Origin of the sequence: Streptomyces sp. NPDC002886 (genome assembly GCF_042888445.1) — a bacterium.
In the GTDB taxonomy this organism is placed as follows: Bacteria; Actinomycetota; Actinomycetes; order Streptomycetales; family Streptomycetaceae; genus Streptomyces.
The window spans coordinates 1-14,760 of record NZ_JBIAPV010000004.1 but is presented as its reverse complement, the minus strand read 5'-3'; the positions used below and the strand labels follow the sequence as shown (position 1 = coordinate 14,760).

Here is a 14,760-nt window from a genome sequence, read left to right as displayed (position 1 = left end):
GAGGAACGACACGTGAACCACCGAGCCCAGTCCCTGGAGTCCTTCGAGATCCTCACCGGCGCCGAGGCGTCGCCGGTGATCCTGCACGTGCCGCACTCCTCGCGCGCCATACCGGAGTCCGTCCGCCGCGGTATCCACCTGTCCGACCCGGCGCTCGAGCGGGAACTCGACCACATCACCGACGCGCACACCGCCGAGATCGCCGCGGCGGCCGCGGCCGCCTGCGCCGTCACTCCGTGGCGGTTCGTGAACGGTCTGTCCCGGCTGGTCATCGACCCGGAGCGGTTCCCCGACGAGCGCGAGGAGATGACGGCCGTGGGCATGGGGGCGGTGTACACGCACTCCACCCACCGGGAGCGGCTGCGCCCCGAGGGCTTCGACGTCCGGCCTCTGCTCGACCGCTACTTCCACCCGTACGCGCACGCCATGACGCGGGCGGTGGAGGACCGGCTGGAGGCCGCCGGGCGAGCCGTGATCATCGACGTGCACTCGTACCCGACGGCGCGCCTCCCGTACGAACTCCACGGTGACGGCCACCGGCCGCCGATCTGCCTGGGCACGGACGCCTTCCACACCCCGGCCGGCCTCCTGGCCGCCGCCGGGAAGGCCTTCGCCGGCTTCGGAGGCACGGGGCTCGACAGCCCCTTCAGCGGTACGTACGTGCCGCTGAAGCACTACGGCAAGGACGACCGGGTCGGCGCGCTGATGGTGGAGATCCGCCGGGACACCTACATGTCGGAGCCGGGCGGTCCCGCCGGTCCCGGCCTCGCCGCACTGGCGGCGGCCCTGACGGAACTCGTGGACGACCTGCTCCCGTAGGGGGGCGCGGCGGCCCGGCCGGCTTCCGCGGTCGGCTCGTACCAGAGGCTCGTCATCGGGGAACGCGTGGTCCAGCCCAGCGCGGAGTAGAGCGCCTGGCCATCGGGCGTGCCGACCAGGACGCCGGTCCTCGCGCCGGTCTCGTACGCGGTGCTCTGCAGTGTGCGCATCACCAGGCCGCCGAGCCCCTTGCGGCGGTGCTCGGCGGCGGTCTCGACCTGGTCGACCACGGCGTGCGCGCCGGCACGGGCGATCTGTCCACGGGCGGCGAAGTGCCCCTCGGGCGTGCGGACCAGCACGCGGCTGACGCCGCCCCGGGTCCACCGGGTGAGCGTGTAGCCGGCCGGCACCTCAGGGCGTTCCGCTACGAGACGACAGGTCATCAGGAACCCGGGGACGTCCTTCCGCCAGCCCGGTCCGACCCAGGGCAGGACCGCCTCCTCCTCGGCGAACAGCTTCAGCCAGGTCCCCGGCGCGCTCGTCACGGCGACGATCTTGCGCACATCGGCCTCGGAGGGCTCCGGCAGCACGTGCCGGGCCACGTGCTTGGACTGCCCGACGTCGATCGTCCACCCCCACGGCTCGACGATCGGGTCCGAGCTGCCGCGGGAGACGACCCAGCCGTCGATCCACATCCGTACGAGCTCATTGATCCTGGTGTCCGGCATCGCCGCGCGCCCCCGCTGAGTAATAGGTGGTAGCTATGGATGAACCTTACATATCGAGGATGCGACTTGGCCAGAGGTGTGGATATCGGCTTGCGTGTCACCGGAGGTCCCTGCGCCGAGCTGGTCGTCATCGGTGCGGCGGCCGCCCAGGGCGCCTACGAGCTGGACGCGATCGTCGCCGTGGGCGACCGAGACCGGGGGGTCGTCCCCCCGCGTGGCCGGTGCCGGCAAGTCCTCCTCGACTACTTCCCCACCCTGAAGGTGATCGTGGGCAAGGGCGGCCGGGTCCGCACCGCCCTCATCGCCGAATTGCTGCCCGAGACCTACGTCTGGGCCGACCATCAACTCGAAGCCGAGTAGCGCCCCGCCGGACGGCCCATGGGAACTCAGGGTGCTTATCTCATCACCACAAGTGACGATCCGGGTGTGCGGCGACTCCTGGCGGGCAGATATCCGCCATGCTCTCGGACATGATCGAACGGCTGCGGAACCTGCCGCGCCCGCGCCGCACCCCCGTCTTCACCGCCGACTTCGCCTCTCCCGCCCAGTGGATCGCCGGCCGCTCGTGGGCGTATCCCGACGGCGGCCCGGTCAACCCGGGCGACAACAAGCTGGACCACCTCACCGATGACCCCGCCTACAGCCGCGCCGGGATCTTCCGGGCGACACCGCGTCCCGACGGGAACTGGGACAGCGGGCTGCTCACCACCGAGGGCAGCGACGAGGGCTTCGAAGTGCGCACCGGAGACGTGCTGGAGGCCCGGGTGCGGCTGCCGGAGGGGCTCGGCGCCTGGCCGGCCATCTGGACCTGGCGCGACGGAGGCCAGGAGATCGACGTCTTCGAGTACCACCCCGACAACCCGGACCTCCTCGAACTCTCCAACCACGTCCGGGAGGCGCACCGTTATCACCGTGACCCGGCGGTGCGGCCCGGAGCATGGATCGACCTCAAGGTCGAGTTCGGGAGGAACTCGGTCATCTGGTGGGTCAACGGCGACCGGGTCTTCAGCGACGGCAGGGGAGTGGGGCGGAGCTGGTCCGCCCACCTCATCGTCAACCTCTCCGTCTGCGCGGGCCGGTACCACCCGGCGCCGGAGCCCGGGGTCACGGAACTGTCCTACGAGGTCTCCCGGCTACGGGTGTACCGCACGCGCCGAGGGTTGCTCCTCTGACACGAGGACGCCGCCGGACCGCCGCCCTGTCCGACGCCGGGAGACGACTCCGGCGCCGGCGTGCTCTCCCGGGCGGAACCGCTGGTCGAGGGGAAGGCCACGCCCCCGGCCGGTGGCCGGGAAGCGCCCTGGACGGTGAATCCGGGGTGCGTTAGCTTCCGGCGCCATGAGACTTCTGGGAGTTGGCATGTGCGCCGCGGCTCTGCTGCTCGGGGTGGTGGCCGCCCCGGCGCAGGCCGCGGACGGGTCGCGGGACCTGCGCGGTGCGCGCTGGGCGCTGAAGGAGACCGGCAAGGACGCCCGGTTCAGGGGACTGGCCGCCGTGAGCCGGTCCACGGCCTGGGTGGCCGGCTCGAAGGGGACCGTGCTGCGCACCTCCGACGGCGGACGCAGCTGGCGCGACGTGTCACCGCCCGGGGCCGTCGCCGAGGGACTGGAACTGCGGGACATCGAGGCCTTCGACGGGCGGCGCGCCGTGGCCCTGTCCATCGGCGAGGGCGAGGCCTCCAGGGTCCTGCGCACGGAGGACGGCGGCGCCACATGGAAGGAGACCTTCCGCAATCCCGACCCGCGGGCCTTCTACGACTGCCTCACCTTCTTCGACTCCCGCCACGGGCTCGCGATGAGCGACCCGGTGGACGGCAGGTTCCGCATCCTGTCCACCGAGGACGGCGGCCGGAGCTGGCGGGTCCTGCCCGATGCCGGAATGCCGGACGCGCTGCCGGGCGAGGCGGGCTTCGCGGCGAGCGGCCAGTGCCTGGTGTCCGCCGGGCCGCGCGACGTCTGGCTGGCCACCGGCGGGGGCCCGGTCGCACGGGTGCTGCACTCCGCGGACCGCGGGCTGACCTGGCGGGCGGCCGAATCCACCCTCCCCGCGGGCGACCCGGCGCGCGGGGTCTTCGCCCTGGCCTTCAAGGACCGTACGAGGGGCCTGGCGGTCGGCGGCGACTACCGCACCGGGCAGCCCTCCCCGCAGGCCGCGGCGGTGTCCACTGACGCGGGCCGCACCTGGAGCCCGGCGTCGACCCCGCCGCCCGCCTACCGTTCGGGCGCGGCCTGGCTTCCGTACGGCGCCGGCACGGCCCTGGCGGTGGGCCCGACGGGCACGGACGTGACCCGGGACGGCGGCCGCACCTGGAGCACGCTCGACCCGGGCTCCTTCGACACGGTCGCCTGCACGGCCGACGGCGGCTGCTGGGCGGCGGGGGAGAAGGGGCGGGTCGGCCGTCTGGAAGGGACGCGCAGGGGCTGACCACTGGATCAGGCGTCACCCGCCGTCCCGCGTCACCCGCCGGCGTACGCCGCGCGAAGGTGCGTCAGATAGGCCTCGGGGCCGGGGCCGTGTGCCCGGTCCTGGGCTCCGCCCCGTACGTGCGCGAGGTCCCCTCCGGCGCCGATGCGCAGCATGGTGGTGGCCGCGTGGGGGGTGCCCGGGCGGCGCAGCGCGTCGGCGTCGACGACCGGGACGCCGGGCCCGAACATGGCCGCCGCCCGGGCCGCGGTGTCCGCCGGTGGCTGCCCGGTCCGGTTGGCGCTGCTGACGTAGAGGTGCGGAAAGCCCGTCAGCAGCGGCGACAGCGGCCGCCAGTGTGCGCCGAACAGCAGGAGGTGGCCGTCGCGCAGGGCGGGTCCGGTCCAGGGCGACGGCCGCGCCTGCGCGCGTACGGGCACCAGCAGCGTGACCCGTTCGTCGCGCAGCAGGGCGAACGCGGTGCGCAGCGCGGCCGGTGTCAGGGCCAGTTCCTGGCCGAGGTCGCTCCAGACGGCGTCGTCATGGACCCACAGGGCGACCTCTTGGCCGGTGGGGCGGCCCTTCGCGTCGTTGACGGCCCCGGGGGTGGTGGCGGCGACGACGTAGGTGAGCGGGCTCGGGTTGGGCAGGATGACGGCCCGTCCGGCCCGCAGCGCGTCGGCGGCGGCGTTGGTGTCCGGAAGGCGGGTGTCCGACATGAGGTGAGTCCGTTCAGGGTGCGGTCTGGGTCTGGGTGTGGGGCACAGGCGTGGCGCCGGTGAGGTCTTCGAGGTACGCGGCGAAGTCCGCGTCGGGGATCTGGGCCTGGTTAAGGCGGTAGGCGCGGTCCTTGACCCAGGTCAGGGCCTCACCGGTCTGGTCCGGGTCCAGGTGGTGGCCCAGGCGTCCGGCGACCGCGCGCAGGACGCGCCGACTGGCGAGGTGGGTCAGCACCACGGTCGGCGCGAGGCCCAGATGCTGCTCGGGGTCGTAGGGCTGGAAGGTGCCCGGGTGCGTGAAGGGGGTCCCGGTGGAGATCGTGGCGACGCCGGTGCCGACGATCGGAGTGGTGACCGTGAGCGGCACCCCGGTCTCCGCGGCCACCATCCGGGCGATGCCGGGCAGCCGCGTCAGATCCGGCGCGGTCCACCACGGCTCGCAGGCCGGCCCCAGGACGTACGCGGCCTTGGCCCGGTCGTGCGCGAGGAGGAAGAGCAGTTGCTCGGTGGCGACCATGCCGCTGCGCTCGGCCATGCCCAGCCAGGAACAGGCGGCGACCCGCGCCCCGCTCTCGAGGGCGGCCAGCGTGTTGGCGAGGCCCAGGCCGAGGTCGTTGTGGAGGTGCGAGACCAGGACCGTGTCCGGACCGGCACCGGCGGCCACCCGCCGGAACAGGTCCCGGGTCTGGCCGGGCAGCAGGTCGCCGACGGTGTCCGCCAGCACGATCGTGGCCGCCCCCTGCGCCGTCATCCGGCCGGCGTACTCGGCCACCAGGGCGTGGTCCGCGCGCGGCGCGTCCACCAGGCACACGTCCACCGCCGTGCCGCCGGCGCGGTCCACGGCTTCCTTGACCACGTCCAGGCCCCGCTCCAGGGCCGTGCGGGCGTCACTGTGCACCAGGGCGCGGGCCGTGGCCTCCGAGGCGGCCACGATCACCATGATCCGCCCGTGCGCCGCACCGCGTACCGCGCTCAGTGCCAGCCGCACGTCCTCCACCGTGCCCCGGCAGATCGCGGACGGACTCACCGATTCCTGTGCCTCCAGGGCGACTTGCCGGGTCGCCTCGAATTCCTGACCGCACACGGAGGGGAATCCCGCGGCGAAGACCACGTGCCGGGGACCGTCGGCCCCGAACACCGCCCCCTGCTCACGGGCGAGCCGCACACGGAAGCCGGCACTCATCAAGGTCTTCGCCTGCGCGCCGTCCCGTGCCGACTCCTCGAAGAGCACGACCCGTCCGGCACCGGCCGACTCCCGCACCACGTCCACGCCGCTCCCCACCGCACGCGCACCCACGCCCGCACCCACGTCCGCACCCACGTCCGACAACGTCCAAGCTCCCTTTTCGACGCGGTACTTGAGCGTCCGCGCGCGGCTGTGGAGATCCACTGGGAGAGATCGTACGGGGCACGGCATCCGCGGATGTGGCGTACACGAATGTTCGGATCCGTGATCGAAATCGAGGTGCGCACGGCCTCCGCGGGCTGGCAGGGTGCACCGGTGAACCGTGAACACATCTCCAGAATCGCCCATGCCGACCACCCGATTAAATCCCCGCTCGACGACGACTCGGTACGCCGGCTGCTGGAACGGGGCCTGCCGCGCGGCGACGAGCGCGTGCTCGATCTGGGGTGCGGCACCGCGGAATGGCTGCTGCGCGCCCTGACCATCCACCCCGAGCTGCACGCCGAGGGGGTCGACGTCTCCGAGGACGCCCTGGCGCAGGCCCACGAGGCGGCGGTCCGCCTCGGTGTCCGGGACCGGCTGGTCCTCCACCACCAGGAGGCCGCGGACTTCGTCTCCGCGCGGCCGTTCGACCTGGTGCTCAACGTCGGTTCCACGCATGCCTTCGGCGGTCTGCTGCCCACCCTCGCCGGCGCGGGCAAGCACCTGGCCCCCGGCGGCCGGGTCCTGATCGGCGAGGGATTCTGGGATCGCTCCCCGTCCCCGGAAGCCGTCGAACTCTTCGGGGAGCAGGCCGATCTGGCGACCACCGTGGACCAGGTCGTCGCCGACGGGTGGACCCCCGTCCACGGGCACGTCAGCACGCGCCGCGAACTGGACGACTACGAATGGGCCTGCTGGGGATCCCTCGCCTCCTGGGCCCTGGACCGCCCCGCCGATCCGGACAGCGAGCACGTGCTGGCCACGGCCACCGCCCGCCGCACCGAATGGCTGCGCACCTACCGGGACACCTGGGGCTTCGTCTCCCTGGTCCTGCGCCGGACGTCGGGCTGAAGGGTCCCGCCCGGCGGGGTCACACGTAGGTGACCGTGACCTCCCGGAAGCCCAGGGACCGGAGCAGGCCCTCCAGCATCGTGGTGGTGTTCTTCTCCGTGCGCTCCGCGAGGCCGCTGTCGCGGGCGGCATCCGTGATGTGCTGAACGGCCAGCCGCTGTACGGCTTGTTCACCGGCCGGATTGTCGGTGAACAGGTCGCCCAGCCGGTCGAGCAGCCCCCGCTGCTTGGACACGGCGTACGAGCGGTCCAGGTCCAGCGCGGCCGTCCCGAGGACGGCGTGGGGCAGCCGGAGCGAAACCTTGGTGCGCTCCTCGTCGACGGTGACGGCCTGCTCGCCGAGCCCGCCCAGATCCACGTAGCCGCTCACGGAACCGGCCCCGACGTAGAGGGTCCGGGTTCCCCGGATGGAGTCCGGCAGGAAGGCCGCGTCCTTCTCCAGGTCCACCACGACCTGGAAGTTCCCGGCGGCGCCTTCGTAACGGTGCATGTCCTGGATGGACTTGAGCAGGACGGGACCCGAACGGTCCACGGTGTCCTGGCGGAACAGATCGCCGAAGCCGGGCAGCAGACTGAACCGGCCGGCGAGCACCAGGAGCACCCCCAGTACCACCAGCCCACCGACGGCCCGTCCCCACCGCGGCAGCCGCCGCGGCTCTCTTCGCGGGGCGGGTTCGCGCTCCGCGTCGTGCGCTGAGTTGTCCATGCCTTGCGGATGCCCGCCCCGCGCGGCCCCACTCCCCGGATCCGGCGTCAGGGCTACCAGGCGCCGCCCGGTGCGGCATCGGCGTGGGCCGAGCGGCCCGGGGCGAAGGACATGCGGTTCCAGGTGTGGCGGCGGCCGCGGATGGCCACCGAGTAGGCGTACATGACCTCGGGGTCGCACATGCCGGGAAGGTAGGAGTCGCCGAAGTGGTGGGCGTCGAAGCCGGCTTCCTTGGCGTTCAGGGCGAGTTGCGGCACCACGTTCGCGTGGGAGCCCTCCTGGCTGGTGCCGATGGCGCCCATGACGATCGCGCCCGCGTCCTGCACCGTGGCGACGGCCGTCGCGGCCAGCTCGCGGGTCATGCCGGGCAGGGTGCCCGGCAGCGGAGCGACGACGCCGTCCGCCCCGGCGTCCACGAGGGCGGTCAGCCGCGCGGGGGTGACGCGTTCGGGGCAGCCCGCGTGGTGCATCTTGCCCGACCACAGGGCCGCCTCGTCGCCGAGCCCCTTGCGCAGTTCTTCGGTGACCCGGGCCATGCCGTCGTAGGTGCCGCCCGTACCGGGGTTGGCGGTGATGCACAGCAGCGCGGCGCCCATGTCGACGAGGCGCCGGGCGTGCTCGGAGGTGGCGCGGCGGATCTCCGGGACGTCGCCGGGCTCCAGGTTCACGCCCACGGGGCGGCCGATCAGGCGGGCGAGATCGGTGAACGACGTGAACGTACCGAGGCCGGGCATGACGAGCCGCTCCCCGTCCCAGGCCCGCTCGATGAGGTTGAGGATGACGATGTCGGCGCCGAAGGCGGCCACCAGCTCGGCGTTGTGCACACCCCGCCCGTCCGGGTGCGGGGAGAGCGCGGCGCGCTCGGCGAAGACCTCGGCCACCATGGTCCGGCCCTCGGCGGCGGCCACCGCCCGGGTCAGCTCGCGGCCGCGCAGGGCGGAGAGAGCGTCGCGGTCGAGGTCGAGGATGCGCTGAGTGGTCATGTCTACGACCCTAGCCACGCCGAGCCCGGCCCCCGCCCGCCGATGGTCCCCCCGAGAGGGCCCTTGGCCCCCGCCCCGGTCCCCTCCCGGCCGTACGACCCCTGCGCCACCGCCGCCCGGGCGCGGGGCCGGTTCCGGGCCGTGGTCCGCGCCGTCGTCAGACGGGGAGGCAGGCCGTCAGCGCCGCTCCCAAGTCGTCAGGGCCTCGTCCGCCGCGTCGCGGACCTCCGGGACGGGGTGTGCCCGGAGGTCCCGCAACACCTGCAGGGCCGGGCCGAGTTCGCCGCCGGTCGACGCCGCCCGGCTCGCGTGGTCCGCCGCCAGGCCCACCGCGTACAGGCCCGTGAACAGCCCGTCCCGGGGCGGGATCCTGCCGCCCCGGCGGCGTGCGAACCGTCGCGTCCCCGACGCCAGCGCCGCGTCCCGCGCCTCCGCCAGTGCGGCAGCGGAGACCCGAGGCGAGCGCCGGGCCATCGCCACCGCCGTACGGGCCGCGAGCAGCGGCCGGTCGCGTACCGCGCGGGCCTGCGCCCGGAGCTCCCGTGCCCGTTCGGTCGCGGGCGCGGCCGGGTCCCACAGTGCCGTACGGGCCGCGACGGCCCACCGCAGGCTCGCGTCCTGCTCCGCGATCAACGCGACCGCGTCCCGCCAGACGGGCAGGCAGGCCGCGGGCAGGCCCTGCCCGGCCGTCCGTTCGAGGCCGCCCGCCAGCGCCGCGATCCGGCGCAGGGCATCGCGCGGGTCCCGTCCGGCCGGGTCGACCCGGCCCGCTGACTCGAGCCGCTCGATCCGTGCGACCTGGTCGCCCCGCTCGTACCCCGCGGTCCGCGCGCCGCGCCCCCGTACCCGTGCTTCGGCCCCGGCCCCGGCTTCCCGTACGTGCCGGCCGAGCAGCGCCGACGTGACCGCCCCCAGCAGCGGACCGTACGCGTCCGGATCGTCCCGTGCCGCCTCCACGACCGCCTCCAGGGCGGCTCTCCACACGACCTCGGGGCTCTGCGGCTCGATCGCCAGACGAGGCAGCAGGCCCGCGTCCACGACGGTCGGCACCGCGAGGGCCCAACGGCGCAGAACCCGGCAGGCCTCGGCGACCGTCCGAGCGCCGAGCGCGTCCGCCCCGGCACGGTCGGGGACGGCGGGGGGAGCGGGCGTCTCCGTGAGGATCCGCCGGCACACCTCGGCCACCAGCTCCCCGTAGGGCTCCTGCGCCAGCGCCGGGAGATCGAACGGGTGCACCCGCAGCAGCGCCGCCCGCTCGGCCCGCGAACCCTCCCGCACCACCGCACGCAGGCACGCCTCCACCGGCTCCAGCGTGACCAGCCGCGCCGCCCGCGTCACCGCCGCGGCCCGTACGTCGCGGTGCTGCCCCGGCGCCGAGAACGCCGCCACCAGCAACTCGCCGGCGAGCGCCGCCGGCAGCCGGTCCGCCGCCAGTCGGACGATCTCCTTGCGGCTCGTCACCTTGGTGCCCGTCGCCCGCTCCAGCACCGGCCGGAACCGCTCCGCGAGCTCCGACGGCGGTACGTGCGAGCAGATCCGTCCGATGCCGTACACGGCGACGCGCGCCCGGTCCCCGTCGGCCCGCGCGAGCAGGTCGGGCAGGACCAGGCCGGGCCGGTCGGCGCCGGGCAGCGCCGCCAGGGCCGCCTCGGCCGTGGGGACGTGTGCCGATGCCGCGGCCTCCCGTACGGCCGCGAGCCCACCGCCGCCCGGCACCGCCGCGAGCTCGCGCAGGAGTTCGTCACCGGGGGACCGCTCCGGATGCGCCCGGGCCCGCAGCCCGGCCGCGAGCCAGTCGGTCACGGCCGCGCACGTCGCGTCGGTCCACCGGTGCGCGTACGCCCGTACCGGGGGCAGGACCTGCCGCGGGAACTCGCCCGCGGCCCGCCCCGGACCGTGGAAGCGGCCGGGGGGAGGCGAGTCCAGGGGCGTCGAGGTGAGAACCGGCATCAGGTCGTCGGCCTGACGCGCCACGAGGTCCACCACGCCGGGCAGCAGGACGGCGGACGGGTCCGCGGCGAGCAGGGTGCGGACCCGCTCGGCCCGGGGACCGGCCGAGGCCAGCCACAGCGCGCAGGCGCGCTCCGCCGGCCCGCGCTCGCCGGTCAGCGCGATCCGCTCCACGATTTCCGCGAGCCAGGGCTCGGCCCGTTCCCAACGCGGCTGCGGGGAGGGGGAAGAGGAAAGGGACTTGGCGAGGGAGAGCGCGGGTACGGGATCGCCCGCGTCGAGGGACTCCGTCACCACGGGTCGCACGGCGTCGAGCAGCGCCCGGGCCGCGGTGGCCGGCGGCGACGTGCCCAGGGCCTGCGCCACGAACCTGACGGATCCGCCGCCGAGCACGTCGGGGCCGTCCGCACGGACCAGCGTGCGGACCGCCCACGCGGCGACCGCCGGCAGCTCGGCGCCATCGGTGTCGTCTGTCCCCTCCCCGGCCGCGTGCAGCAGGCGGCCCGCGAGACGGGTCAGGGGCGCGAGGGTGCCGTGCGAGAGGTCCCGCGCGGCGAGCGCGTCCGAGGCGATCCGCTCCAGCGCGGGCACCGCCGCCGCCGTGAACGTGTGCGTCCGCAGGGCGAGCAGAGCGCCCACGGCGCTCTGGCGGACCGGATCCTGTTCCGAGCGCAGGCGGGACAGTTCCGTCAGGACCTCGGAGGTCGCCTCCGGGCACCGTGCCCGGCCCGCCGCGCGCACCAGGGCGCTCCAGGCGGCGGCGCGTTCCCCGGAGTCGGCCCGGCGGGTGTCCTCCCGGAGCGCGGCGGCCTCGGCCTCGTACGGCAGGAAGCCCCGGAGCACCAGAAGCTCGATCGGCTCGGCGCCCCGGGCCCGTGCCCGTTCGAGGGCGTGGCGGGCGAAGTGAGCGGCGTCCCGGGCGGGCAGTACGCGCATCAGCTCGGGCGGGAGCGCCGCGGTCTCGGAGCCGTCGGGAAGGGCTGGGCCAGCGCCCCGCTCGGTCCGGACCGCGTCGAGGACCGCCCGGCGCCGTCCCGGCGGGAGGGCGGGCAGGAGCGCCGCGAGCACCGCGGCGGGGGCGGCCGCCCCGCGGACGGCCGCCACGAGTTCGTCCTCGGGGACGGCGGCGACGAACCGGCGCACACCCTTGCCGGACAGGGTCCGCGCATCGAGTACGAGACGGCCCTGGCCCCACAACCGCGCCGCGAGCCGGGGCCGGTGGGCGACGAACCCGGGCAGGTACGGCACCAGCCCGGCCGTGAGCCGCTCGGGGCCGACCCGCTCGAACAGGTCCAGCGTCGCGCCCGGGTCGACCTGCGCCAGCGCGCCCAGGGGACCGTGCGCCGCGGTCAGCCACCAGGTCTGCCGCGCGGCCGGGGCCTGCGACTCGGCCTCCCGGACCACGGTCTCGTACACGACTTCGGGCACCCGGCGCGCCAACGGCAGCCAGGAGTGCAGGGCGTGCCGCAGCCCCGGCAGCACCCGCCGCACGGTCGCGGGGGAGCAGGCGGGCAGCAGCCGGGCCGCCTCGCGGTCGCCCCAGGTCGCGCGGACGGAGTCGATCAGGGCATCGGTCAGCGCGGCGGGCAGGGGCGCCGGGGTCCGGAGAAGCGCGACGACGAGCTGCTCCCGGGCCGCGGCCGTGACCCGGCCGGTCAGCAGGGCATCCGCGCTGGGACGTATGCGGCCGCTGCGGAGCGCGACCAGCGCCTGGGCGCGTACGGCCCCGTGCGGATCGGTGAGCCCCGCGACGAGCAGATCCGCGAGCCGCGCACCGTGAGCCGGGTCGGAGGGGACGGCGCGGGCGCAGATCAGGGCCGTGGCCCGGGTGTCCGGGACGTGGCGGCCGGGGTCGGCGAGCTCCGCGAGCAGGTCGGGCACCTCGGCCGGGGGAAGTGCGCGCACCCGGGCGACGGCCGTGCGGACCCGCTCGCGGTGGGCGAGCGGAGCGAGCGAGGCGAGGAGCCGGGCCGCGGCTTCCCGACCGGGCCGGGCGGAGTCGTGCGGGGGCTGCGGGGAGGTGCTCATGTGGCCATCGTGCAAGAGGGGGTGGAAGAGGAGCGAGGAAATTAAGGTTCACGGCCGCCAGCACCACGAACCGAACGCCCCTCACGACCGAGAAGATTTGACCCGGTCTGCGCCGTCAAGCAAGGTCGGGGCATGGATCAGATCTTCGAGAAGTTCCGGACCCTGCCCGTCGAGGAGCAGCTCTCCCCGGCCCTCACCCGCCGCAGGTACGCGGACTTCCCCGTTCTCGTCGTGGACCACCCGCGCGCCGGACAGGCGTGCGTGAGCCTCCAGGGCGGACAACTGGTCACCTGGCGCCCTGCCGCCGCCCGTTCCGACGACCCGGGCGTCCTGTGGTCCGCCGACCCGGACCTGTGGCGGCGCGGAACGGCCGTGCGCGGCGGCGTCCCGCTGTGCTGGCCGTGGTTCGGCCCGTCGGGCCCCGCCGGCTCGCCCTCGCACGGGTTCGCACGGACCAGGGACTGGGAGCTGACGGCATGGGAGGACGACGCCGACCGGGTCGTCGTGGAATGCACGCTGCGTCCCTCGCCGGCGACCCGCGCCGTGTGGCCCGAGGAGTTCGTCCTCGTGGCGCGGTACACCCTGACCGACACCTGCCTCATCGAGATCGAGGACCGCGGCGACCACACCGCCACCGCCGCGCTCCACACCTACGTACGCATCGGCGACCTCGGCCGGGCCCACCTCGCGGGCCTCGGCCCCGAACACACCGATGGGCTCACCCGGCGCCACTACGAGGACGAGGACGGCACGCTGACCCCCGTGGACCACGTCGAGCGGTTCCAGACGGCGCCGGCGCCCGTCACGACGGTGCGCGACGAGGTGCTGGGAAGGATCGTCGCCCTCACCCACCACGACCACAGCGACGTGGTGGTCTGGAACCCGGGCGCGGAACTCGCCCGGGGCATGGCCGACGTCGCGCCGCAGGAGCACCTGCGCTTCCTGTGCGCGGAGACCGCCCGGGTGGGCCGCCCGCTGGTGGCGAAAGAGGGGCGGCCGGGCCGGCTGGCGGTGGAGCTTCGGATGACGGAGCACTGAGAGCGGGGCCTCCCGCTCCGGGAGCGCCTCGGGTCCGGGTCAGTTCCCGGTCAGCGCGGCGGCGAGGAGCGCCGCGGTCCGGGCGATGAGGGGGTTGTCGGGCGCGGCGCCGGGATCGGGCTTGGTCGTCAGGACGGCGATGACGAGGGGTGCCCGACCGGGGGGCCAGGCGATGGCCACGTCATTGTTGGTCCCGTACGAGCCCGCGCCCGTCTTGTCCGCCACGGTCCAGCCTCCCGGCAGCCCGGCCCGCAGCCGCTCGCCGCCCGTGGTGTTGCCGAGCAGCCAGCCGGTGAGCCGCCGCCGGTCCGCCGCCCCGAGGGCGGTCCCGAGGGTGAGCCGTTCGTAGGTCCGCCCGATGGCGTACGGGGTGGTCGTGTCGGTGACCCGCCCGGGCTCGGCGCTGTTCAGGTCCGGTTCCCACCGGTCCAGACGGGTGCTCGCGTCCCCGGCGGAGCGGGCGAATCGGGTGACGGCGGCGGGACCGCCCAGCTCGCGCAGCAGGAGGTTGGCGGCGGCGTTGTCGCTGAAGCGGATCGTGGCATCGCTCAGCTCCTCGATCGTCATCCCGCGGGCGAGGTTCTCCGGCAGGCCGGTGATCGGCGCGTGCCCGGAGGCGGCCGCCTCCTGGGCGGTGTAGTGGATGCGCTTGGCCAGGAACTCCCCGTCCCGGTCGAGGTCGCGCAGTACGGCGGCCACGGCCAGGGTCTTGAAGACCGAGCAGATCGGGAAGCGTTCCTGAGCCCGGTAGCGCACGGTGCGGCCGGTGGCGGTGTCGCGGGCGTACACGCCCAGGCGGGCGGAGTGCTCCCGCTCCAGGTCCGCCAGCCGGCGCGCCACGGCACCGCTGCCGGAGCCGCTCGCGGCGAACGCGCTGCCGCCCGCCGGCAGCGAGGCCGCCAGCGCCGCTCCGGCCCCGAGGGCGAGCAGGGTGCGTCGGGACGGGCTCTTCCCTGTGTTGTTCACGGTCGTCGTCCTCTTCCTCTCCGGACCAAGATCTCAACCTTCACCCACGCATGTCCCGCGGCGATGGTTCCCAACGGATGCGCGGTACGTGGCCTTCGATCCGGGGGCCGTAGGGCCGCCTCACCTTCCCCTGAGAAGGGTACGGCCAGGCACGGAGGGTGAGATCCGGTCCTTGTGGCGGTGACCCGCCCCACAGGGCCTAGGTCACATACGAGGCGGGATAGTAGTCCTTAAACGTCCC

12 protein-coding genes and 1 pseudogene are annotated in these 14,760 nt (G+C 74.8%); 6 read left to right on the top strand and 7 right to left on the bottom strand.

All coding sequences use genetic code 11. The annotated features are described in order from the left end of the window. The first annotated feature begins 12 nt into the window (after positions 1-12). A complete protein-coding gene (locus ACFYYB_RS18505) occupies positions 13-819 on the top strand; it encodes an N-formylglutamate amidohydrolase (RefSeq protein ID WP_389436257.1) in 807 nt (268 codons plus the stop codon). On the opposite strand, the gene ACFYYB_RS18500 is transcribed toward ACFYYB_RS18505, so the two are convergent. Continuing rightward, entirely contained in the window at positions 729-1,487 is a 759-nt protein-coding gene (locus ACFYYB_RS18500; RefSeq protein WP_389436256.1) for a GNAT family N-acetyltransferase, read from the bottom strand. The two genes, ACFYYB_RS18505 and ACFYYB_RS18500, sit on opposite strands and share 91 nt — an antisense overlap. A gap of 99 nt (positions 1,488-1,586) precedes the next feature. On the opposite strand from ACFYYB_RS18500, the pseudogene ACFYYB_RS18495 reads away from it, so the two are divergent. The 3 genes and pseudogenes from ACFYYB_RS18495 to ACFYYB_RS18485 form a co-directional block, all read left to right on the top strand. Beyond that, positions 1,587-1,847, top strand: a pseudogene (locus tag ACFYYB_RS18495) (cytidine deaminase); the annotation flags it as partial. A 110-nt stretch (positions 1,848-1,957) separates the two neighbouring features. Continuing rightward, positions 1,958-2,659, top strand: a complete 702-nt coding sequence (locus ACFYYB_RS18490; protein ID WP_389436255.1) for a beta-glucanase — start codon at positions 1,958-1,960, stop codon at positions 2,657-2,659. Positions 2,660-2,846: 187 nt separating this feature from the next. Then, positions 2,847-3,911, top strand: coding sequence for a WD40/YVTN/BNR-like repeat-containing protein (locus ACFYYB_RS18485; RefSeq protein WP_389436254.1), 1,065 nt, complete (start codon positions 2,847-2,849; stop codon positions 3,909-3,911). A 32-nt stretch (positions 3,912-3,943) separates the two neighbouring features. Here the strand turns inward: ACFYYB_RS18485 and ACFYYB_RS18480 are convergent, their stop codons facing one another. Then, positions 3,944-4,609 (bottom strand): hypothetical protein, encoded by a 666-nt coding sequence (locus ACFYYB_RS18480; RefSeq protein WP_389436253.1) that lies wholly within the window; start codon positions 4,607-4,609, stop codon positions 3,944-3,946. A 13-nt stretch (positions 4,610-4,622) separates the two neighbouring features. Further along, positions 4,623-5,999, bottom strand: a complete 1,377-nt coding sequence (locus ACFYYB_RS18475) for a 2-isopropylmalate synthase (protein WP_389436252.1) — start codon at positions 5,997-5,999, stop codon at positions 4,623-4,625. A gap of 111 nt (positions 6,000-6,110) precedes the next feature. On the opposite strand from ACFYYB_RS18475, the gene ACFYYB_RS18470 reads away from it, so the two are divergent. After that, on the top strand, positions 6,111-6,848 hold the full coding sequence (locus tag ACFYYB_RS18470; RefSeq protein ID WP_389437201.1) for an SAM-dependent methyltransferase: 738 nt from the start codon (positions 6,111-6,113) through the stop codon (positions 6,846-6,848). A 19-nt stretch (positions 6,849-6,867) separates the two neighbouring features. Here the strand turns inward: ACFYYB_RS18470 and ACFYYB_RS18465 are convergent, their stop codons facing one another. From ACFYYB_RS18465 to ACFYYB_RS18455, 3 genes are all read right to left on the bottom strand, one after another. Continuing rightward, positions 6,868-7,554 carry a DUF4230 domain-containing protein gene (locus ACFYYB_RS18465; RefSeq protein ID WP_389436251.1) on the bottom strand — a complete coding sequence of 229 codons (687 nt, stop codon included), beginning with the start codon at positions 7,552-7,554 and terminating at the stop codon, positions 6,868-6,870. Between the two features lie 53 nt (positions 7,555-7,607). Then, a complete protein-coding gene (locus ACFYYB_RS18460) occupies positions 7,608-8,537 on the bottom strand; it encodes a hypothetical protein (protein WP_389436250.1) in 930 nt (309 codons plus the stop codon). Positions 8,538-8,714: 177 nt separating this feature from the next. Beyond that, positions 8,715-12,515: a hypothetical protein gene (locus tag ACFYYB_RS18455; protein WP_389436249.1), complete on the bottom strand. Its 3,801-nt coding sequence runs from the start codon at positions 12,513-12,515 to the stop codon at positions 8,715-8,717. A gap of 132 nt (positions 12,516-12,647) precedes the next feature. Here ACFYYB_RS18455 and ACFYYB_RS18450 point away from each other — a divergent pair, with 132 nt between their 5' ends. Next, positions 12,648-13,553: a D-hexose-6-phosphate mutarotase gene (locus ACFYYB_RS18450; RefSeq protein ID WP_389436248.1), complete on the top strand. Its 906-nt coding sequence runs from the start codon at positions 12,648-12,650 to the stop codon at positions 13,551-13,553. A gap of 39 nt (positions 13,554-13,592) precedes the next feature. Here the strand turns inward: ACFYYB_RS18450 and bla are convergent, their stop codons facing one another. Next, positions 13,593-14,519: a class A beta-lactamase gene (gene bla, locus ACFYYB_RS18445; RefSeq protein WP_389436247.1), complete on the bottom strand. Its 927-nt coding sequence runs from the start codon at positions 14,517-14,519 to the stop codon at positions 13,593-13,595. Between the last annotated feature and the right edge of the window lie 241 nt (positions 14,520-14,760).